This window comes from Tenacibaculum sp. TC6 (genome assembly GCF_050606265.1).
GTDB lineage: Bacteria > Bacteroidota > Bacteroidia > Flavobacteriales > Flavobacteriaceae > Polaribacter.
The window spans coordinates 1-21,209 of sequence record NZ_JBOCUK010000043.1 but is presented as its reverse complement, the minus strand read 5'-3'; the positions used below and the strand labels follow the sequence as shown (position 1 = coordinate 21,209).

20 protein-coding genes and 1 pseudogene are annotated in these 21,209 nt (G+C 30.7%); 14 read left to right on the top strand and 7 right to left on the bottom strand.

The features are described from left to right. Positions 1-123: 123 nt before the first annotated feature. The gene (locus ACQY1Q_RS15915) at positions 124-1,995 is read right to left on the bottom strand and encodes a carboxypeptidase-like regulatory domain-containing protein (RefSeq protein ID WP_431006321.1); all 1,872 of its coding nucleotides are present in this window, start codon (positions 1,993-1,995) and stop codon (positions 124-126) included. A 245-nt stretch (positions 1,996-2,240) separates the two neighbouring features. On the opposite strand from ACQY1Q_RS15915, the gene ACQY1Q_RS15910 reads away from it, so the two are divergent. Genes ACQY1Q_RS15910 through ACQY1Q_RS15900 form a run of 3 tightly spaced genes read left to right on the top strand, consistent with a single transcriptional unit; the run spans position 2,241 to position 3,706 of the window. Further along, on the top strand, positions 2,241-2,573 hold the full coding sequence (locus tag ACQY1Q_RS15910; protein WP_431006320.1) for an ArsR/SmtB family transcription factor: 333 nt from the start codon (positions 2,241-2,243) through the stop codon (positions 2,571-2,573). A gap of 40 nt (positions 2,574-2,613) precedes the next feature. Beyond that, positions 2,614-3,225, top strand: a complete 612-nt coding sequence (locus tag ACQY1Q_RS15905; protein ID WP_431006319.1) for a low molecular weight phosphatase family protein — start codon at positions 2,614-2,616, stop codon at positions 3,223-3,225. A 4-nt stretch (positions 3,226-3,229) separates the two neighbouring features. Continuing rightward, entirely contained in the window at positions 3,230-3,706 is a 477-nt protein-coding gene (locus tag ACQY1Q_RS15900; protein WP_431006318.1) for a DUF6428 family protein, read from the top strand. Between the two features lie 39 nt (positions 3,707-3,745). Here the strand turns inward: ACQY1Q_RS15900 and ACQY1Q_RS15895 are convergent, their stop codons facing one another. The 5 genes from ACQY1Q_RS15895 to ACQY1Q_RS15875 are packed head-to-tail and all read right to left on the bottom strand — an operon-like array spanning position 3,746 to position 7,457. Continuing rightward, complete coding sequence (locus tag ACQY1Q_RS15895) at positions 3,746-4,660, bottom strand: AraC family transcriptional regulator (RefSeq protein ID WP_431006317.1); 915 nt, start codon at positions 4,658-4,660, stop codon at positions 3,746-3,748. After that, positions 4,641-5,039, bottom strand: coding sequence for a hypothetical protein (locus tag ACQY1Q_RS15890; protein WP_431006316.1), 399 nt, complete (start codon positions 5,037-5,039; stop codon positions 4,641-4,643). The genes ACQY1Q_RS15895 and ACQY1Q_RS15890 overlap by 20 nt, the downstream gene beginning before the upstream one ends. 16 nt (positions 5,040-5,055) lie before the next feature. After that, on the bottom strand, positions 5,056-5,373 hold the full coding sequence (locus ACQY1Q_RS15885; protein WP_431006315.1) for a hypothetical protein: 318 nt from the start codon (positions 5,371-5,373) through the stop codon (positions 5,056-5,058). Then, entirely contained in the window at positions 5,360-6,664 is a 1,305-nt protein-coding gene (locus ACQY1Q_RS15880) for an NAD(P)/FAD-dependent oxidoreductase (RefSeq protein ID WP_431006314.1), read from the bottom strand. The genes ACQY1Q_RS15885 and ACQY1Q_RS15880 overlap by 14 nt, the downstream gene beginning before the upstream one ends. A 37-nt stretch (positions 6,665-6,701) precedes the next feature. Next, entirely contained in the window at positions 6,702-7,457 is a 756-nt protein-coding gene (locus tag ACQY1Q_RS15875) for a helix-turn-helix domain-containing protein (protein WP_431006313.1), read from the bottom strand. 237 nt (positions 7,458-7,694) lie between these two features. Between ACQY1Q_RS15875 and ACQY1Q_RS15870 the strand changes: the two genes are divergently transcribed. From ACQY1Q_RS15870 to ACQY1Q_RS15850, 5 genes are all read left to right on the top strand, one after another. Continuing rightward, complete coding sequence (locus ACQY1Q_RS15870) at positions 7,695-8,090, top strand: molecular chaperone Tir (RefSeq protein WP_431006312.1); 396 nt, start codon at positions 7,695-7,697, stop codon at positions 8,088-8,090. A gap of 11 nt (positions 8,091-8,101) precedes the next feature. Then, entirely contained in the window at positions 8,102-8,821 is a 720-nt protein-coding gene (locus ACQY1Q_RS15865; protein ID WP_431006311.1) for a PspA/IM30 family protein, read from the top strand. 2 nt (positions 8,822-8,823) lie between these two features. Beyond that, positions 8,824-9,519 carry a hypothetical protein gene (locus tag ACQY1Q_RS15860; RefSeq protein WP_431006310.1) on the top strand — a complete coding sequence of 232 codons (696 nt, stop codon included), beginning with the start codon at positions 8,824-8,826 and terminating at the stop codon, positions 9,517-9,519. A 48-nt stretch (positions 9,520-9,567) separates the two neighbouring features. Further along, positions 9,568-11,655: a flotillin family protein gene (locus ACQY1Q_RS15855; RefSeq protein ID WP_431006323.1), complete on the top strand. Its 2,088-nt coding sequence runs from the start codon at positions 9,568-9,570 to the stop codon at positions 11,653-11,655. A 157-nt stretch (positions 11,656-11,812) separates the two neighbouring features. After that, the gene (locus ACQY1Q_RS15850) at positions 11,813-16,669 is read left to right on the top strand and encodes a DNA repair ATPase (RefSeq protein WP_431006309.1); all 4,857 of its coding nucleotides are present in this window, start codon (positions 11,813-11,815) and stop codon (positions 16,667-16,669) included. A 128-nt stretch (positions 16,670-16,797) separates the two neighbouring features. On the opposite strand, the gene ACQY1Q_RS15845 is transcribed toward ACQY1Q_RS15850, so the two are convergent. Further along, entirely contained in the window at positions 16,798-17,700 is a 903-nt protein-coding gene (locus tag ACQY1Q_RS15845) for a helix-turn-helix domain-containing protein (RefSeq protein ID WP_431006308.1), read from the bottom strand. Between the two features lie 520 nt (positions 17,701-18,220). Here ACQY1Q_RS15845 and ACQY1Q_RS15840 point away from each other — a divergent pair. The 6 genes and pseudogenes from ACQY1Q_RS15840 to ACQY1Q_RS15815 all read left to right on the top strand — a co-directional run. Beyond that, positions 18,221-18,976: a hypothetical protein gene (locus ACQY1Q_RS15840; protein WP_431006307.1), complete on the top strand. Its 756-nt coding sequence runs from the start codon at positions 18,221-18,223 to the stop codon at positions 18,974-18,976. A gap of 76 nt (positions 18,977-19,052) precedes the next feature. Further along, positions 19,053-19,451 (top strand): hypothetical protein, encoded by a 399-nt coding sequence (locus tag ACQY1Q_RS15835; protein ID WP_431006306.1) that lies wholly within the window; start codon positions 19,053-19,055, stop codon positions 19,449-19,451. Between the two features lie 18 nt (positions 19,452-19,469). Continuing rightward, a complete protein-coding gene (locus ACQY1Q_RS15830; protein ID WP_431006322.1) occupies positions 19,470-19,625 on the top strand; it encodes a DUF6252 family protein in 156 nt (51 codons plus the stop codon). A gap of 20 nt (positions 19,626-19,645) precedes the next feature. Then, the gene (locus ACQY1Q_RS15825) at positions 19,646-20,206 is read left to right on the top strand and encodes a DUF6252 family protein (protein ID WP_431006305.1); all 561 of its coding nucleotides are present in this window, start codon (positions 19,646-19,648) and stop codon (positions 20,204-20,206) included. 20 nt (positions 20,207-20,226) lie between these two features. After that, positions 20,227-20,790 carry a DUF6252 family protein gene (locus ACQY1Q_RS15820; protein WP_431006304.1) on the top strand — a complete coding sequence of 188 codons (564 nt, stop codon included), beginning with the start codon at positions 20,227-20,229 and terminating at the stop codon, positions 20,788-20,790. Positions 20,791-20,809: 19 nt separating this feature from the next. Beyond that, positions 20,810-21,209 (top strand): annotated as a pseudogene (locus tag ACQY1Q_RS15815) (hypothetical protein); the annotation flags it as partial.

Sequence of the window (21,209 nt, the reverse complement as noted above, 5' to 3'; positions counted from 1 at the left end):
TGTGCGCTTTTTCTTGTGTGGACTCGTATTCATAAAATAAGTCTAATTTGTGTCAACTTATTTTAGGACGGGACAATTTGAAAAGGAAGTAGTTATAAAAACCACTTCCTTTTTTATTTTTAATTATATATCATAAAAGAATAGTTGCTCAACGGGACCTTGGATAGAAATTGCGTTATCTCCATTATGCAACCTACTTCTTGCAGTAAGCTTTAGGGTGTATGTACACCTAGTCATATCATTAGGAGCATTATTCAATTGTGAGTTATTGTTAGTAACCTCATCTGATGCCGGTGTAAAATTAGGCGCCAATGGTAATACCCCATCATTTATTGTTCTATTCACAGTGGCACTGTTATTTTTTAAATGAAGCCTTGTATATGTTAAATACGGATGATATACAGTATACTTTGCATGCACCGTTCCGTTAATTGGTGTACACAATGTTGTTGCTTCCAATTCAGCTATAGATAATTTCATATACACGGAATTGTTATTCATTACTACAGAATTTAACGTTTTTCCACTACCCGGAACTACCGCAAATTGATTCGTTGCTTTATTAATAACTTCTCTTATTTCAAATCGAATTGCTACTTTTTCTACGGGCATTTTATCTGCATTAGGCACATTTTGACCTGGTAATACTGTATTAGGCACATTAGGCGCTGAAGTAAGTGCATTAGTATTTAACGTTAGCAAAGTGTCTTCTTCTATAATATTGTAAAGTGACAAATCTGCTGGTGTTAACCCGTGCTCTATTAGTGTTCTATCAATAGCTTTATTCGCATCAAACCAACCATCAGTATCAAAATCAGATTGTTTACTGTTTACAAATATTTCGTTATTACTTGGCCCCATTATTTTTTTAGTTAATTTTAAAATTAAACCGGGAACAAACAAACCTGGAGTAACTCCTATAATTTTTGTAAAATTACTATCAGCCGGACTAGGTCCTCCATTCGGAGTAGTTACATCACTTATGACAAATCGATATTCAATTGGGTTTCCTCCAACTGATTTTAATGCAGCCTGCCCTGTTAATCGTATATTACTATACAATGCATATTTTTCGCTTCCTGCAAAACCATCTACATCAAAATCATACGGATTGGTTCCAAACGAAGCACTAAAAGTATCACCTATTCCTGTCCAAGCACTTGGAAAGGTAGGGTCATTAGGATCAACAACATTAACTTCTGAACATAAGTTTACGCATAAACAATACCCCACATTTTTTCGAGCGTTTTGTTTGGTTTCATTTACTAACATAGTACCGGCCAATTCTGCTTTAAAATAAACATCCGGACCACTTTGGAAGCGGATAGGTAATCCCGGATCTGTTTCTACATTTATCCACGGCGATAAAAATGTTTGTTTAAAAGTAGTAGAAGTGTAATCTATTCTAAAATGTCCGGTGGAATTTGTCACTACACTCCCCAACTTATCATCCGTTATCAAATCTGCATCCATAGCAGTAATTGTTGCTCCGGTAATAGGCTGCCCTGTTTTACAGTTTAACAATCTACCACATATCACCCAAGCATCAAAAAGAGTTCCTCTGATAAAACACCACCATTTAGCACTTAAAACATACGAATAAGAAGCTAATTGTACATCTTGGTTATCGTTAAAACTCCATTCCGGATTAAAAGTAGTTACATAGAATTGTCGTGAAGGAAATTTATTTTTATCATGTAACGATTTTGGCACCGTGCTACATTCAAAATCAAACTCAATACTATCTTCTTTATAATTTTCATTTAATACTATTTCGTAATTTCCTAACTCATCAGTTATTCCTTCTCCAATAAGATATCTTTCTTTAGCCTTAATCTGTTTTTCTGTTAGTAATGTTATAGCAGTTTTTTGATGTGTAGCCACCGCAATACTATCATTCGTAGGAATGTAAAATCGTATTTTAACATTACTTATGTTTTCCAAGCATTCATCACATAAATACCCGGAAAGATTTCCTTTAATTACATTATTCATAATTTTTGTTTTAAGTTTTAGTTTGTTTTTTTATTGACAACCTTCATTATCATCATTTCAAAATTAAAACACAACAAACTGGAAAACAGCATTGTAAACCCTCATTTTCTTATAGTATTTTTCTCTTTAAAAAGGAGAAAATCACCTTTTAACAATCAGATTTTCAGTAGTGTAATTTTGAATCAAAAGAAAAAACTTGTTTTACAATTCATTTAATCGTAATATTGCAATATAAAAATACAATAATGGGCGTAACCAAATCAGAAATTTTTACAGATGAGCAAAATGAAATTGCTAAGGTAGCTAAGGTTTTAGGTCATCCTGCTCGTATTGCCATTATACAACACTTATTAAAGATTGAATCTTGTATTTGTGGTGATTTAGTGAATGAAATTGGTTTAGCTCAACCTACCATTTCACAACATTTAAAAGAACTAAAAAACATAGGCATTATTAAAGGAAATATTGAAGGAACAAGTGTGTGTTATTGTATAGACACTACCCATTGGGTAAAAATTCAACAAACACTTTTTAACTTATTCTCACAAAAATCTACGAATGAAGCTTGTTGTAAATAAAAAAATTTAATATCATTAATCGTAATATTGCAATAAAAAAATGAATACAGTAATTACTGAGCTTATAAATCAATTAGACGCAACCTCAATTTCTGAGGAAAGAAAAGTTATATTACATTCTCTTGCTGAAATTATAAAAACTAAAAAAAGCAAAGGAGAAATCATTAACCTTAATTTTATTTGCACCCATAACTCTAGAAGAAGTCATTTATCACAAATATGGATGCAAACTTTGGCATCTCATTTTAATGTACCAACTATTTTTTGTTATTCTGGCGGAACAGAAGCAACTGCAATAGCTGCCCCAGTAATTAAAACATTGAAAAAACAAGGTTTTAGTATCACTCAAATCACTGAGGGGACAAATCCTGTATACGCCTTAAAATTTGACCACAATTCCCCACCTATTATTGGCTTTTCAAAAGAGTATTTTCATGATTTCAATCCTAAATCAAACTTTACAGCTGTAATGACCTGTTCTCAAGCTGATGACGGTTGTCCGTTTGTTGCCGGAGCAAATGAAAAGATTGCATTGACTTATGAAGATCCTAAAAAGTTTGATAATACTGTTTTTGAAGAAGAAAAGTACGCAGAACGAAGTATACAAATAGCAACCGAATTATATTATGTTTTATCATTAATAAACCTTTAAAATTATGAGACTTTCAGAAATAAAAAAACACTTACAAAATCTTACCACTATTGCTTTTGAGTTACCAGACGGAAGTTTGGTTCCTTCTCACTTTCATGTTACTGAAGTAGGAAAAATCAGTAAACATTTTATTGATTGTGGCGGTACTGTTAGAAATGAAGAAGTTATCAATTTTCAACTTTGGAATAAAGATGACTACAACCATCGTTTACATCCGGAAAAACTGATTCATATTATTGAGCTTTCAGAAAAGGTTTTAGGTTTAGAAGATTTAGAGATTGAAGTTGAATATCAAGGAAACACAATTGGTAAATATGGCTTAGATTTTAAAGCCGGAAATTTTTTATTAATCAATAAAGCCACCGCTTGTTTAGCTGAAGAAAAATGTGGTTTTCCTCCAAATTCAAAAACTAAAGTCAAATTGTCAGATATACACAAACAAACTTCATCATGTTGCACTCCTGATTCAGGTTGCTGTTAACACAAAAAAGCCGAATTATTTAATAATTCGGCTTTTTTACTATTCAACCGGAACGTAAAAATCAACTATACATTTTTTTTCCGGATGTTTGTTAAAATCGTTATGGTAAATTTCAAAAGGTTCTGCTCCTCTAACCTTGAATCCTTTTTCGGATAACCAAACAAATACCGATTCCCAAGCTATTTGAAATTCTTCTAAGGTTATCTCATAACTTGCCACAATATGTTTTCCTCCCGGAATTGTTCTAACACCAACATTTCCTTCAGTTTTAATTTCATCAGTAAGAAGAATACAAGCACTCATTCTTAATTTTTCAGGTGCAGTTATTTTAGGACTATCATGATAAATTGTAGCCATTTTTACATCTTCAGTTAAGAGTCCTTTAGGATACGCCCATTTTATTAATTCTTCATATACCTTTGCTATCTTTTGAGCAGTTCCGATATGTGTTAAATAAGCTACTTGAATTGCTGCAATATTTTTTACTTCAATTTTAGCATTCATTTCTATAAAATTTAAGTGTTTATTAATATTGCTAATGTATTGTTCCAGCTTAATTTTTATTGGACGTTTCTTGCTATCCTCTATACAAATCTTGCTAAACTTACTTGTGGCACTTTCTTTAAAATCAGTGGGACTAATTCCGTAAAACTTCTTAAAACTTCTTGAAAAGGCAGATGCGTTGATAAAACCTATACTCTCGGCAATTTCTACCATAGAAGTATTATCTTTTCTCAATAATAACTTTGCCGATTTTTCTATTCTTTTACGAAGAATATATGAATGTAAGGTTTCTCCTATTACTATAGAAAATAGCCTGTGAAAGTGATAGGGAGAAAAATACGCCTCTTTAGCCACATCTTCTAAAAGAATTTTTTGATTTATATGTTCATCTATATAAATCAATGCTTTATTAATTCTTCCTATAACGTCATTAGATGCTTTTACTTTCATGTAGTTGTTTTTCTTTTCTTACTACCTTTTGTAGATAGTAAAATAAAATTCCTCCAACAAAATATAACAATATATCAATGCTATCATACGTATATCTTTGATGAAAAGAAGGTAAGTAATATTCAAAAAAAACTGAATACCCTAAACTTACATACATTACGTATATGAAATGTAATTGGTATTTCGAATCTCTTTTTAGTTTTCTTATTACGAAAAGGCAAATAGTTAAAACAATAGGAACTATTAATAAATCATTTACATAAAAACGTACATACTTTGGAAGTTCAACCCCAATAATAGGCGAGAAATAAATAAAACTTCCCAATAAACAAGATGCTCCAAAAAAATAAGCAGGTAATTTTCTAATATTCCACCTCATCTTACCTTGTAAACGTTTATCCTGCTGCAACCATGGCTATAAACCAAGCTAAAAGTGCACCTATTGCACTGATAATTAAAAATACCGAATGCAAAATCCAACCAATTATTTTATATAAAAAGAACGGATGCTGCATTAACCGCGTTGGCAAATTAGGATTTTCAAGTGCTCTTTTAGCTTCTTCTATTTGTTCTTTCTTAAAAGCAGTTTCTCTTAACTCTCTTTCTATTTTATGCGATATAAGAGCCCCACAGTTTTTACAGTAATCTGCATTTTCAGTAAAAACACCACATTCTTTACATTTTATATTTGAACTTGTTTTAAGCTTGTTCATTTTCAAATGAATATTTATTCTTTCGCTTATAAGGACGTATAATCAATCGGGTTTCTCTATCAAAACGCACATAATTATATACCCAGTTCATAAAAACAATTACTTTGTTTCTAAACCCAATTAAAGAAAAAAGGTGAACAAACATCCACACAAACCAAGCAAATACACCTTGAAACTTCCATTTTGGCAAATCTACTACGGCTTTATTTCTACCAATTGTTGCCATAGCTCCTTTATCCTTGTAAACAAAAGGTTTTAATTTTTTTCCTTTAAGTTCTGCTATGATATTTTTTGCTAACAGTCTTCCTTGCTGAATTGCAGGTTGTGCCATCATAGGGTGTCCAAATTTATACTCTTTGGTTTCCATACAAGCCACATCACCTATTGCATATATATTTTGATTGCCTTTAACTTTACTATATTCATCTACCTTAATTCTGCAAGCTCTTTCAATAACACATTCTGTATTCAAACCATCAACAGCAGCACCTTTTACACCTGCTGCCCAAATAACTGTCTGAGCTTTAAAATGATCTTCTCCATCGGTAGTCACAGTTTCTCCGTCATAATCAAGAACTCTCAAATCTTTCCATACATCGACTCCCAATTTTTTAAGGAATTCTTCTGATTTCTTTGAAGATTTATCGCTCATTCCTTTAAGTAACTCCCCTGAACTTTGAATAAGATTTATTTTCATTTGTCTTATATCTAAATCCGGATAATCTTTAGGAAGTATTCCTTTTTTCATCTCAGCCAATGCACCTGCTAATTCAACCCCTGTAGGTCCGCCACCAACAATAACAAAATTTATTAAAGCTAAGCGTTTTTCTAAATTAGTTTCAAGTAGTGCTTCTTCAAAATTTTCTAAAACCAAACTTCTGATATTTAAAGCTTGCGGAACGGTTTTCATTTCCATAGCATATCTTTCGATATTGGTGTTTCCAAAAAAGTTGGTTGTAGATCCTGTTGCCAGAATTAAAATATCATAATCTATAGTTCCAATAGAAGTTTCTACTCTATTTTTTTCTGCATCAATCTTAATAACTTCAGCAAGTCGAAAGTAGAAATTTTCAACATCATTAAACCGCTTCCTCAGAGGAAAAGCAATGCTATCGGGTTCTAAACCTCCTGTAGCTACTTGATATAATAAAGGTTGAAAAGTATGATAATTGTGTTTATCGATTAAAACAACTTGTAGTTCTTGTTCTTCTAATCCTCTGGCAGCTGCCAATCCTGCAAATCCTCCACCCACAATCACTACACGTGGGGAACTGGTTTGAGGTATATTCATGTGACTAAAATTTAGGATTCCAAATTTACGAAACTTATCACATTTTACCTTTTAACTTTTCAAATTCTCTTTCTAAAAAAAACAATTTATCTTCAATAGGGTTTTTAAACTCCGGCACCCTCTTTAAAAAAGTATATTTTACCCTCCAAAGTTCTTTAATAGCCTTTTTATTATAAACTTTATCTTCTACATTTTTATGAGTTGCTTTCAACACAACATCATCATTGGTAAAAAGTAAATAACGTAAAATTAACTCTTCATCTGTTAATACTAAAAATAACTCCTCTTGGGTAATCTTTACCAACTCATTTACATCAAAATGCTCTGTTACCACAATATCATTAGGATATAACCCATTTTCATTAGCTGACATTTCTAAATTTACAACCGTATAAGCTCTTAAATTTTTTCCTGAATTTAAAGGCAATTGTATCGCCGGTAAATCATTAATAAAATTAGTTTTATCATAATACTTAATATAATCAGCTATATTTTTTTCGGTAATTAAAGGTATACTTACCAAACTTTCTTTTTCAATAGTACCTACCTGTACTGCCAAATCTCCTTTAAACTGCAATAATGTATTTACCGTTAATTCAGAAGTTAATAAATCGTCAATTGCTATGCTAAAATAATTAGCAATCTTAATAATAGTCTCTATTTTAGGTTCACTCCTTCCTTCTTCATAAGCACCTAAAGTAGCTCTTTTTAAATCAAATAGCTCTGCAAATGCTTGTTGACTCAATCCCTTAACTCCTCTTATTTTTTTTATATTTTTTCCAAAAAAAGACATTTTTTGCTAATTTTATTTGCAAATTAAAAAATATTATTTACTTTTACACTAATATTATTAGCTAATATACTCGGTTTTTGCTAAAACAATTAGAAAAACTAAAAAAAATCAACTAAAATCATTAAATAATTTTTCATGATAACAATAACGATTTACATTACAAGTATAGTTCTCAAAACTTTTTTGTAATATTACACGGCTAAAAAGAAACAATTAAACTAACTAACTCAATTGCTAATGGACAATCACTACATAAAAACAAAAAACTTCTTACAAGAACTCAATGTTAATATTATTAAAGAAGATTCAACTGACGGGATTTTTGTTATTGAAAAAGAAAGCTTTGGTATTAAAAACTTAATTATTGGTGTTGCTTATCCTATAATTATTATTGAACAATTCATTTTTAAGGTGAATCAACCTAATGAAGAAATTTTCAGAAACCTTCTGAAAAAAAATAGAGACATTGTACACGGTGCCTTTGTATTAGATGATAGCGGAGAACGTGTTATTTTTAGAGATACTTTACAACTGGAGAATTTAGACCTTAACGAACTGGAAGCCAGCTTAAACTCTTTAAGCTTGCTGTTAAGTGAATATTCAGAACAGATTATTACCTATTCAAAATATTAAAAAAACATACCATGAATATATTTAGAAGATTATTCAAAATAGGACAAGCAGAAACTAACTCTGCCATTGATAAAATGGAAGATCCTATAAAAATGACCGAACAGGGTATTAGAGATTTACGTTTAGACTTAGAAAAAAGTGTTGAATCTCTTGCTCAAATTAAAGCATTAGCTATTCGTGCTAAAAACGATATGGAAGAATATACTGCTAAAGCAGAAGATTACCACCAAAAAGCGATGCTTATTTTAAAAAAAGCCCAAAAGGGTGAACTTGAAACAAATGAAGCTGATAGATTAGCAAAACAAGCCTTAGTAAAAAAAGAAGAAGCTATTCAGGAAGTTACCAGAACTAAAGTTGAAGCTGAAAAATTAGATAGTTCAGTTGCTCAACTTGAAAAAAGTGTGCAAGAAATTAAACAAAACATAAACAAGTGGGAAAGTGAACTAAAAACACTTAAAGCTCGTGTAAAAGTTTCTAAGGCTACTAAAAATCTAAATAAACAAATGGCTGAATTAGATAGCAGCGGAACCGTTTCTATGTTGGAGCGTATGAAAGACAAAGTTATTCAGGAAGAAGCACTGGCAGAAGCATACGGAGATTTAGCAAACTCAACAAAAACTATTGATAATGAGTTAAATGATGCTATTGATGAAAAAGAAAACAATGCAGAAAATGATTTAGCAAAACTAAAAGAACAATTAGGATTTACAGATAATAATAAAGAAGCATAACATTGAATTCATTAACTGATTTAGTTTTTTCAACAGTCAATGCCCCACTTACTATTTTACTTATAGTACTGGGTTCTTACAGACTATTTACCATGTTAGTGGGGCTTGACTTAGATTTTGATATAGATATTGACGTTGATATTGACACTGATATAGATATAGACTCCACCGGTGTAGATTTAGAAGATGTTACCAATATAGAACTCAAAAAAGAAGCTGTAGTTGGAGAAAGAAGAAGAAAATTAAAATGGTGGCAAGTTATTTTACTCTACTTTAACTTTGTTGAACTCCCATTTCTTTTCACCTTTACTTCATGGATTTTCTTTTGGTGGGCAATTACCGTTATTAGTACCTATCTTACCCATAGTTACAATAATTCATTTGGAGTAATTATATTCTTATCAGCTATACTTCCCTCACTTATTTTAAATAAAATTTTTACAACTCCTTTTAAAGTATTTTTCAAAAAACTAGAAAGAAAAGGTGTTGAATCTTTAGATTTAATAGGAAGAAGAGGCATTTTACTATCTAATATTTCACAAGAAAAACTAGGCAGTGTTAAACTATTTGTTAATAGTGATCCTATTAATATTTACGCAAAATCGCTACACGGAGAAGAAATTAAATCCGGTGAAGAAATCTTAATCATTAAAGAATCCTCAGATAAAAAATTCTATTACATTCAATCTTATAACTAAAAATAAACTATGACCACAACGCTATTAATTTTTGCACAACTTGATATAATGAATATTGTTTGGATGGTTGTCGGCGGACTAGCCTCACTTGTCTTACTATTTGTTATCATAATTGCTTTATTCTACAGAAAAATTCCTCAAGGACAAGCCTTGGTAAAAACAGGTTTTGGAGGTACCGCAGTTGCATTCGATAAAGGAATGTATGTAATACCTGTATTACACAAAGTAGAAATAATGGATATTTCTGTTAAAAAAATCGAAATTGACCGTTTAGGTACTGACGGACTTATTTGTAAAGATAATATGAGAGCTGATATTAAAGTAGCTTTCTTTGTTAGAGTAAACAAATCAAAAGAAGCCATTATTGAAGTAGCACAAACTATTGGCTGTAAAAGAGCTTCCTATATTGAAACCCTAGAAGAACTTTTTGAAGCCAAATTTTCTGAAGGATTAAAAACAGTAGGTAAAAAATTTGACTTTGTTCAATTATATGAATCAAGAAGTGAATTCAGAGATGAAATTATTAATGAAATTGGTAGAGATTTAAACGGATACACTTTAGAAGATTGCGCTATTGATTATTTGGAACAAACTCCGGTATCTTTCTTAAAACCTGACAATATTTTAGATGCTGAAGGAATTAAAAAAATTACTGAGTTAACCGCTACACAAAACATTAAGTCTAACTTGATTAAACGTGATGAAGAAAAAACCATCCGTAAACAAGATGTAGAAGCTCGTGAAGCTATTTTAGAATTAGACAAGCAATTGGCTGAAAAAGAAGAGCAACAAAAACGTGAAATTGCCAACATAAAAGCACGCGAAGGGGCAGAAATATTAAAAGTTGCTGAAGAAGAACGCTTAAAATCTGAAAGCGCTCGAATTGCTACCGAAGAAAAAGTACAAGTAGCTGAAGAAAACAAACAACGTCAGGTAATTGTTGCTGAGAAAAATAAGCAACGTACAGAGGCTGTTGAAGCAGAAAGAGTTGAAAAAGACAGAGCTTTGGAAGCTACAGAACGTGAACGTATTGTAACCTTGGCACAAATTGAAAAAGAAAAAGTTGTTGAAGTTGAAAAGAAAAACATTCAAGATGTTATTCGTGATCGTGTAATGCTGGAAAAAGGAGTAGTAGAAGAAAAAGAGAACATGAAAGACATAGAAGCTTTCAAAACAGCAGATCGTGAGAAACAAGTTAAAATAACGATTGCCGAAGCTCTAGCGGAAGAAGCATTAATTAGAACTATTAAAGATGCTGAGGCACAAAAAGAAGCTGCCAAGCAAAAAGCTGAAGAAATTAATATTGAAGCACAAGCTAAAAAAGAAGCTAGTGAAAAAGAAGCAGAAGCTAGAAAAACACTTGCTGAAGCACAAGCTAAAGAAGAAGCTACATTTGGTTTATCTGAAGCACAAGTAATGCATGCTAAAGCAGATGCAAACGAACGCCAAGGACTAGTAGAAGCTACTATTATTGAGAAAAAAGCCAAAGCAGAAGCAGAAGGTATTTTAGCTAAAGCCGCGGCTTTAAAAGAAGAAGGTGTAGCTGAGGCAGAAGTGATTAAAGAAAAGGCCTTAGCGAAAGCAATAGGTGATAAAGAAATTGCCTTAGCAGAAGCTGCCGGAATTGAAGAAAAAGCAGAAGCTATGAAAAAACTTGACGGTGTTGGTAAAGAGCACGAAGAATTTAAACTACGTTTAGAAAAAGAATTAAAAGTAGATCTTGCTCACATTAACATTCAAAAAGATATTGCGGATGCTCAAGCACAAGTAATTGGTGATGCCTTAAAAGCTGCAAAAATTGATATTGTGGGTGGTGAAACTATGTTCTTTGAACAAATTATCGGGCAAATAACAAAAGCCAAAGGCTTTGATAGATTGGTACAACATAGCTCTAACATACAAGATGTAAAAGATGCTATTTTAGGAAGTGATGACGTAAAAGGTAATTTACTAGACAAAGTAAAAGATTTTGCCACTAAGTACGGAATTTCATCTGAAGATATTAAAAACTTAACCGTTGCCAATCTTTTAATGAACTTAAGATCTAAAGCGGTTAATGCTGACGAAGAAAACTTATTCAGTAACCTTTTCAATTTAGCTAAAGGATTAGGTTTATCTGATAAAAAGCTATCGTAATAATACTTATGAAACAAGAGTTGAACACTAAAAACTCAACTCTTGTTTCTTTCTTTTAGGTATTCAAACAACTCTTTTTAATTAGATTTTAAAGAATAACCCCAACGTATCAAATACGTATTGTTTCTCTCTAGAAACTTCTCGATTCTAAAAACTTATGGAAAACCAGCATACGACACAGCAATTGGATGGCGGAACTTATGAAATCATTCAAAGTAGGTTACAAAAACAAAAACACGATTTACAAGAACGTCTTCATAAATTAAATGATGCCAGAAAACACGTTTTTGGTACTATTGAAACCAAACTAATTGCAAATAATAGAATTAATACAGAAAATAATTGTATTGCCAGAGATATTATATCACTGGGTAACATCTCTATTTTTGGTTACAATGTTCATTTTGGTTTACGAACTGACATCAAATTATCGGATGTATTTAGTATTTATGAATTTAAGAATCAAAACTTTCACATACAGTCTTTAGACTTATTAAATGATCCTTTTTTTTTAGATGATTTCACCAATCTTTATAAATATTACAGGAACACAATTTTTGCAAAATTTGCTGTTATTGGAAATTATTTATACATGATTTTCCAACTTAGCGATAATAAAAATGACATTAAAGCCTTTAAATGGTTACTTAAAGACAATACGCTTCAATATGTAGATAACCGAAGTGAACACGAATATAAATTTCCTATACAGCACGAATTCAAATGGCAAGAAGTAACTCGCGATATGCATCGTTACGGTACACATTCTCATGTTTCTATTCTTGATAAAATTTTTGTTGAAACCATTGGTGGTGATTTAACCATAAAAGTTGAAGACAATACAGATGACGGAAAAGGGATTTTATCGGAACCTGTAGAACATATTGATCAAACTCTTGATGACGGGCAATTTCGCTTTGGTGATTTAGGCAATTTAATTACCTTAGAAATAAAACCTTTTCAGGAAAAACCAAGGTATTTTGTTTACAATCACAAATTACAAGAGGTCCAAAAAATAGACAGTATAAAAGATACTGCCGTACAACTTCCCGATGATCAAGGTATTATTTTCCCTAACGGATATTACTTACAAACAGGGGAATATAAAATTTTTGAAAGTGATGTTAAAGAAGTAAAATTTCAGGAAAAAATAATTTCTCCCAACGGTGAAGACTTCTTATATGTTTTTTACGCCGGTATAAGAAGCCTGTACATCTTAATGTCTTACAATATTATTGAACAAAGTGTAAAAACACCTATTATTTGTAATGGTTTTACTGTTTTAAAAAACGGAGAACTTTGTTATTTTAAAAATGAAAATGAGCAAACGAAACATCATGTTGTTCAAATTTGGCAAACACCTTATTTAAAAGGAAACTATATGCCTTCTCAACATGAAGATAGTTTACTATATAAAATAGGTAATAAAGACATCGTTCGAGCTATGGCAGAGTGCCACGAATTAATTACTTTATTAAATAAAGAAGATAATTATACAGGACTTTACAATGACATTGCTAAAGTTTCGAAAGACATAAACGATACCTACTATTGGTTACCTGAAAAAGAAACTCACGAGCTCAACTTACCTATATCTCAAATTAACGAAGCCGCCAACGCTGCTATAGAAGAATTTGAAAAAGTAGTTCAGTTAAAAAAACAAGCCGAAAAAGAAACCATTGCTATTAACAAAAAATCTGATGAATTATTTGGCAAGGTAAAAAGTACGTCTTTTAAATCTATTGATGATTTTGTTGTTTTATTAAGTCAACTTCGCTCACTTCGAGGAGAAGTTATTAGCTTACATGACATACGCTACATTGATCTGGATTTATTAAAAAAGCTAGAAGAACAAGTTGCAGAACAAAACACGTTAATCTCAAAACGTTGCGTTCAATTTCTTTTAAATGATAAAGCGCTGGAGCCTTATCATAAAAGAGTAGCTGAAAAACAAGAGTTTTTACCCAACATTAAAAAAGTTATAGATGCTAAAGCATTAGAGAAAGAGGTAAATCAAATTACTACCGATTTAGAAATGTTGATTGAAATTGTTTCTAACTTAGAAATTGAAGACACTTCACAATCAACCAAAATAATAGATAATATTTCTCTGATTTTTGCAACACTTAACCAACTTAAATCCGGAATAAAAAACACCATTAAAAGTTTAGGGAGTAAGGAAGCTAAAGCTGATTTTAATGCCCAATTAAAGTTAATTGACCAAAGTATAATTAACTATATTGACATGGCAAACACTCCTGAAAAGTGTGATGAATTCTTAACCAAAACAACCATACAATTAGAAGAGTTAGAAGGTAAGTTTGCCGATTTTGAAGAGTTTATTACACAAATAATTGAAAAAAGAGAAGAGATACACACTGCCTTTGAAAACAGAAAAAACTACCTCATTGAAAAACGAAATAAAAAAACAATTGCTTTACAAACAGCTTCTGAACGTATTTTAAAAGGGATTACTAAAAAAGCCGCTTCTTTCAATTCAATAGAAGATATTAACGGTTACTTTGCTGCTGATTTAATGATTAATAAAGTAAGAGATATTATTAGTCAGCTAAAAGAATTAGATGATATTGGAAAAGCTGAAGCTATTGAAACCCAACTAAAAGTAGCTAAAGAAGATACGCTTAGAAAACTTAAAGACAAGCAAGAATTGTATGAAGACGGTGAAAGTATTATAAAATTTGGCAAACACAAATTTGGTGTTAACAAACAAGTTTTAGACTTAACCATTGTTTATAAAAATGAGCAATTATATTATCATTTAACCGGAACCGATTTCTACGAAAGAATAACCAATGAAGTTTTATTAACTTCAAAAAAATACTGGAATCAAGAGTTAGTTTCAGAAAATAACTTTGTATACAGAGCTTCATATTTAGCCTATCAGCTATTTAAAAAAACAGGAAATGACACGCTTTATTCATTAACAGAAGCTGAGCTGTTAAAACTTGTTCAAAAAGAAAGTAGCAACTTATATGCTGAGGGGTACGTTAAAGGTGTTCATGATGTAGATGCTGCTAAAATTCTATACACATTAACTCGTAAACATCATGAATTAGGGGTATTAATTTTTACTCCTAAAACAAGAGCTTTTGCTCAGTTTTTTTGGAATTATATAAGTGAAAAACAACAAAACATATACAATACAAGCATTAAAGCTTCAGGTGATGTTTTAAAAGTTTTCCCTAAAAGCAATTCGGGTAATTTTATTATTGATGATTTAGTAAAAGCTATACATGATTTTTCAGAATCTTCACAACTATTTCCATCAGAAGATTCGCAACAAATTGCTACCTATTTATTTGAAGAACTACAAAACAATAATTCTTTTCAAATAAGCAGTAATGCCTTAACGTTAAAAGAGAATTTTATTAAAACTCTTGAAAAACAAAACGCTTTACTTAGTTTTAAAAACGGAGTTCAGAAACTAACAGATTATACCGATAAAATTAAACTTGTTATTCAATGGGTAGATTCTTTTATACTAAATACAGCAATCGACTCTAAAGAATATATCTATGAGGTAACGGCTCTTTTATTATTTGAAAATCTTTCAAAACCAGCCACGGTAAAAGTGCAACCTACGGAAGTTATCAGTAATTTAAAAGGGAGTCATCCATCGATAACAGAAGGTAATTTGAATTTTAATTACCACAATTTTATAAGCGAATTAACTTCGTTTACTGAGATTGAAGTTCCGAATTTTAATCAATACAAAGAAGCCAAACATCAAGTTACAGAAGAGCTGAAAGAAGCTTTAAAATTAGAAGAATTTAAACCTAGAGTACTCTCTTCTTTTGTAAGAAATAAATTAATAGATCAAGTATATTTTCCTTTAATTGGAGATAATTTAGCGAAGCAATTAGGAACTGTTGGCGATACTAAGCGTACTGACAGAATGGGAATGCTCCTACTTATTTCACCTCCCGGTTATGGTAAAACTACGTTAATGGAATACATTTCTAATCGACTAGGCTTGGTATTTATGAAAATAAACGGTCCGGCTATTGGTCATGAAGTAACCTCTGTTGATCCGATGGCTGCCAATAACTCTGCTTCAAGAGAAGAGCTAAAAAAATTAAATTTAGCTTTTGAAATGGGAGACAATGTAATGCTTTATTTAGATGATATTCAGCATTGTAATCCGGAATTCTTACAAAAATTCATCTCATTATCAGACGGAACACGAAAAATAGAAGGTGTTTATAATGAAAAGCCTAAAACCTATGATTTACGTGGAAAAAAATTCTGTGTGATAATGGCCGGAAACCCATATACAGAAAGTGGCGACAAGTTTCAAATTCCGGATATGTTAGCCAACCGTGCTGATATTTATAATTTAGGTGATATTATTGGTGATACCGAGCATTTATTCAAATTGAGTTTAATAGAAAACTCGTTAACATCTAACCCGGTATTACACCAATTAAGCAGTAAATATTTTGAAGATGTATATACATTAATTGATAAAATTGAAAACAACACTCAAGAAATCAATTTAAAAGGCAATCATACCAAGCAAGAAGTTCAAGATTATACTTCTGTTTTAGAAAAGGTAATTACGGTACGAAACACTATTTTAAAAGTAAATCAAGCGTATATACAATCAGCTGCTATGGAAGATGCCTACAGAACTGAACCTTCATTCAAACTCCAAGGCTCTTACCGTGATATGAATAAATTAGTAGCTAAAATTGTTCCTATCATGAACGATACTGAGTTAAATCGTGTTATTTTATCACATTACGAAAGCGAATCTCAAACTCTAACCTCTTCAGCTGAAGCTAACTTATTAAAATATAAAGAACTTATTAATCGCTTATCAGATGAAGAGCTTGTACGTTGGGATACTATCAAACAGATTTTTGTAAAAAACAATAAATTAAAAGGGTTGGGTAATAAAAATGAAATGGCACAGATTCTACATCAAATGATGGCCTTTTCAGAAAACTTAGAAGGAATCAAATCAGTATTACAAAAAGGACTTGAAAAATAAATTCGTTAGTCAATTAAACCTAATCTCATTTATATTAAAACAATCACATACCTAATTTTTAACACTATAAATTTTTGGTATGTGGTTTTTTAAAACTACAACGAAACAAAATTTGAGATCGAACAAATTTATGCTTCCAGCTTTTTAATATACTCCGAAGGGTTCATATCTTTCAATTTAAAAAAGGCCTTAGAAAAAGAATCCGAACTACTAAACCCCGCTTCTAGTGCAATTGCTTTAATTGTAAACTTTCTAATAATAGGTTTTTCCTCTAGCTGTTCTATAATGTTATTTATTCTCAAAGTATTAATATAATTACTAAAAGACAACTCTTTGTAATGATTAATTACTTTCGATAAATAATTGGTGTTTGTATGAAGTTCACTTGCCAAGCTGCTTAACGTAACATTTTGAGAACAATACTCTTTATTAGCTTCAAATTTTTCCAATCCTTTTAAAATACCTTCTACTATTTCCTCCGGTATATTTATAGATTTATCATTTTTATTATTTTCATTTACCCTCAATGTTTGAACCTTTTTCTCTTTTCTTTCAATAATTGCATTTTCTCTTAAATACTTTCTTTCTTTCAATGTCCTTAACTGTATAATTGACTGATAACCTAACCAATAAATTAAAACAGTAGTAAAAACTCGCAAAGGATAATAAGAAGGTAAAAACACTTTAAAACCTAAAGATAAGGTAACTATTAAAGGAATTATCCAAAAAACATATGCTAGTAATCCTAATTTAAAAAAAACATTAATCCATTTCAGATTATCAAAATCGATTACTTTGGATTCTGTTTTTTCACTTATAGTTAATTTATACAAATAATAAGAGTAACCAAAAATAGCAAAAGACAAAATGATACTCAAAACCTCCTCTAAAACTGTATATTTTTTGAATATCGGAAGTGTTTCTTGAACTCCATTATTCACATAATAAAATCCTAATCTGATAATTAATAAAACAATAAAAAGAGATAAAATGCCTTTTAATATATTCCGGTGTTTTTTTTCTATCTCCAAATAATGAATTAAAAACATGTAAAAAAAAGAAGCTATCAAAAAATGCCATGGTATTTCAAAATACCTTAAAAAAAGATGATTTGTAAAAAACTGTTTAACTAAAACCCAAGATTGAAAGTTATTTAAAGATATAGCTAAAACTAAAAAATTGATATAAACTAATGTTTTGTTTTTTCCTTCTTTAGAAAAATAAAGGGCTGTAAAAAACACAAAACCATGGATTGCGCTTACTATTAAAAACAAATTAAAAAAATCCTTAATATTCACTCTTACAATTTTTTATTTTACCTTCTCCAAAAGCCAAAAGTAACAATTTTAAAACCTTAGACAAATTTTTATCTGCTAGAAAATCATTCCTCTTTTTGCTTATCCATAAAAACTATCACCTGCCATTCATGAATAACAAGCAATATTTCATAAATAGCAAATAGTAATATTTGCATCATCTTCTCTTCTTCAGTTATTTTGCCAAATAAAATTGTAAACAACTCATTTTCAACAAAAAAAACAATTCAACTATATGAAAACTGCTATATTTAAAAATTTAGGTTTATTGGTCATTTTGTTTTTAATAAGTTCTTGTATTAAAGACGATGATGATTCAAATATACAATGCTCAAATAATTGTACTCTTATAAAGGGCAGAATATTTAAGGCTGATGGCAAAGGAATAGAAAATATAGAAATAAGTTTACATTATTGGTTAAAAGATAAATTTGCCTACATAAAAAGAAAAATTGGTAAAGCTTTTACTGATTCAAATGGTAATTACAAAATGAATGTCTTTCTATATGACACAGAAATTGGTAACTCATCTGGTATCCTTGAATTAAGAATAAGATATGACAACATTGAGGTTTCCTTAACTAACAATTTTTTAAAGCCATCTGATTTCAGTAAATATTTAAATACAGAATATGATGTATATCGTATCAAAAATATTACAAACAAAGAGGTTACTTTAGAAATAGACTATTTTATTCCTTATAAATCAAAAAAATCAACTATTGCTCTTAATAACTATAACCCCATCAATGAACACGATGGTTTTTCCTTTTGGCTTTATTTTCCTTATGGATTTCCAAATAATTACAAAGTTCCGATTATTAAGGAGAGATTTGCCAATACCACAAATAATACTTTTAGTTTTAAATCTATAGTAGGAAAAAACAGGTTATTTGTTACCAAGAAAAAAAACGGTGTAACTGAAAAAATAGAAGAAGAAATTGAGATTTTAAACAAAAATGACTCTCTTAATCTTATTTATAACTATTAACTAGTTTTAATGGTTGCTGTTTTTAAAAAAATTAGACAATAAAAACAAGCTACAATCTTTTAAAATAACTTTTGATATGAAACAAATTATAATTTTTATCCTTCTATTTACAAATAACTGTTTGAGTGCTCAAGAGGTATCAAAAGAAGAAATTCGTAAACTAACTGTTCTTACTATTAAAACTGAAAAACTTAATTTAGATGACTCCTTTATTCAAGAAAAGCTAAACAACATATTAGTACTTGATAAAAAAAGAAAAACAAATCAGACAATAGCAATCGTATTAAGTTCTATTGCTATTAGCGGAATAGTTTTAGGAAGTGCCTTATACAATAAAGATGAGGGTATCTCAGAAGTTTTAGGTGGTACATTCATTGGAGGTGGAGTTGTATATGGTGCTATTTCTATACCCTTTTGGAGTTCTTCTCTAAAAAGAAAAAAAGAACGGGATGAGCTAATAAAATTGTTTCATTAGAGTAATACTTAATGTAAGATATCAAACAACATAACAGGAGAAATAACGATTAATAAATTAGATGAAACTAAATCCATTATATCAGGTACTTTTTGGTTTGATGCTGTTAGATTAAGTGATGGAAAAATTATAAAAATCAGAAGTGGACGCTTTGATATGCAGTATACCGTATAAAAAAACAAAAACCTAAAAACATGAAATTAACAACCCTATTAAAAAAGAAACTGGTGCTTTTAGCTTTGATAGCAACTTTTACCAATTGCAGTAAAGACGATATTATTAAACCGCAAACAGAACTGCCCCCTATTACACAAACTGGTGAAAACACCGTTGGATGCTTGGTAGATGGTGAAGTGTTTTTACCTCACCAAAAAAACCCTTTTGGAGTACCCTCTACTACTTGTTATTATCAATTTTTAGACGGAGCTTATGAATTCGGGCTTGGTTTTTTTAACAATCGACAAAGTCCAACTAGAGGTATATTTATTGGTGGTAATAAATTGGAGTTAATAGAAGGACAAACCTATCAGTTAAAAGCAAAACTTCCTGAAAATTCGGCTTATGCATATTTTACCCTAGGAGGGCAATATGGTTATGGTACAACGGACACTATAACCGGAGAACTTACTATTACCAAATTAGACCCTACTAAATCCATCATATCAGGTACTTTTTGGTTTGATGCTGAAAGAATAACCGATGGAAAAATTATAAAAATCAGAGAAGGGCGCTTTGATATGCAGTATACCGTATAAAAAAACAAAAACCTAAAAACATGAAATTAACAACCCTATTAAAAAAGAAACTGGTGCTTTTAGCTTTGGTAGCAACTTTTACCAATTGTAGTAAAGACGATATTATTAAACCGCAAACAGAACTACCCCTCATTACACAAACTGGTGAAAACACCGTTGGGTGCTTGGTAGATGGTGAAGTGTTTTTACCTAAAGGTAGTAATCCGTTCGGTCCACCTGAATACACCTGCTTCTATCAATTTTTAAATGGAGCCTATGAATTTGGGCTTCGCTTTTCTAATGACAAAAATCTTCACAGACAAATTATAATAGGAACAAATAGATTAGAATTCACAGAAGGACAAACCTATCAATTAAAGGCAAAACTTCCTGAAAATTCGGCTTATGCTTATGTGTCAATTGAAGGGGGAGGGCAACAAGGCTATAGAACTACCGATAAAATTATGGGTGAGCTTACCATTACCAAATTAGATCCTACTAAATCCATCATATCAGGTACTTTTTGGTTTGATGCTGTTAGATTAAGTGATGGAAAAATTATAAAAATCAGAGAAGGACGCTTTGATATGCAGTACACCGTATAAAAAACAAAAACGTAAAACCATGAAATTAACAACCCTATTAAAAAAGAAACTGGTGCTTTTAGCTTTGGTGGCAACTTTTACCAATTGCAGTAAAGACGATATTATTAAACCGCAAACAGAACTACCCCCAATTACACAAACAGGAGAAAACACCATTGGGTGCTTAGTAGATGGTAAAGTGTTTTTACCTAAAGGTAATAATCCTTTAGGTAATCCTATTGTTACTTGTAATTATCAAAATATCGATAATAGTTTTGAGTTTGGTCTATCGTTTTCTAATAACGGAGACAAATTTTTAAGGAGTATTATTATACTAACTAATAAATTGGAATTTGTAGAAAAACAAACCTATCAATTAAAAGCTGAGCTTCCTGAAAATTCGGCTTATGCATATTTTACCCTAGGAGGGCAATATGGTT

Excerpts from the sequence above, each read along its gene's own strand:
- ACQY1Q_RS15915 (WP_431006321.1), bottom strand. The coding sequence starts at position 1,995 with ATGAATAATGTAATTAAAGGAAATCTTTCCGGGTATTTATGTGATGAA.
- ACQY1Q_RS15910 (WP_431006320.1), top strand. The coding sequence starts at position 2,241 with ATGGGCGTAACCAAATCAGAAATTTTTACAGATGAGCAAAATGAAATT.
- ACQY1Q_RS15905 (WP_431006319.1), top strand. The coding sequence starts at position 2,614 with ATGAATACAGTAATTACTGAGCTTATAAATCAATTAGACGCAACCTCA.
- ACQY1Q_RS15900 (WP_431006318.1), top strand. The coding sequence starts at position 3,230 with ATGAGACTTTCAGAAATAAAAAAACACTTACAAAATCTTACCACTATT.
- ACQY1Q_RS15895 (WP_431006317.1), bottom strand. The coding sequence starts at position 4,660 with ATGAAAGTAAAAGCATCTAATGACGTTATAGGAAGAATTAATAAAGCA.
- ACQY1Q_RS15890 (WP_431006316.1), bottom strand. The coding sequence starts at position 5,039 with ATGAGGTGGAATATTAGAAAATTACCTGCTTATTTTTTTGGAGCATCT.
- ACQY1Q_RS15885 (WP_431006315.1), bottom strand. The coding sequence starts at position 5,373 with ATGAACAAGCTTAAAACAAGTTCAAATATAAAATGTAAAGAATGTGGT.
- ACQY1Q_RS15880 (WP_431006314.1), bottom strand. The coding sequence starts at position 6,664 with ATGAATATACCTCAAACCAGTTCCCCACGTGTAGTGATTGTGGGTGGA.
- ACQY1Q_RS15875 (WP_431006313.1), bottom strand. The coding sequence starts at position 7,457 with ATGTCTTTTTTTGGAAAAAATATAAAAAAAATAAGAGGAGTTAAGGGA.
- ACQY1Q_RS15870 (WP_431006312.1), top strand. The coding sequence starts at position 7,695 with ATGGACAATCACTACATAAAAACAAAAAACTTCTTACAAGAACTCAAT.
- ACQY1Q_RS15865 (WP_431006311.1), top strand. The coding sequence starts at position 8,102 with ATGAATATATTTAGAAGATTATTCAAAATAGGACAAGCAGAAACTAAC.
- ACQY1Q_RS15855 (WP_431006323.1), top strand. The coding sequence starts at position 9,568 with ATGAATATTGTTTGGATGGTTGTCGGCGGACTAGCCTCACTTGTCTTA.
- ACQY1Q_RS15850 (WP_431006309.1), top strand. The coding sequence starts at position 11,813 with ATGGAAAACCAGCATACGACACAGCAATTGGATGGCGGAACTTATGAA.
- ACQY1Q_RS15840 (WP_431006307.1), top strand. The coding sequence starts at position 18,221 with ATGAAAACTGCTATATTTAAAAATTTAGGTTTATTGGTCATTTTGTTT.
- ACQY1Q_RS15835 (WP_431006306.1), top strand. The coding sequence starts at position 19,053 with ATGAAACAAATTATAATTTTTATCCTTCTATTTACAAATAACTGTTTG.
- ACQY1Q_RS15825 (WP_431006305.1), top strand. The coding sequence starts at position 19,646 with ATGAAATTAACAACCCTATTAAAAAAGAAACTGGTGCTTTTAGCTTTG.
- ACQY1Q_RS15820 (WP_431006304.1), top strand. The coding sequence starts at position 20,227 with ATGAAATTAACAACCCTATTAAAAAAGAAACTGGTGCTTTTAGCTTTG.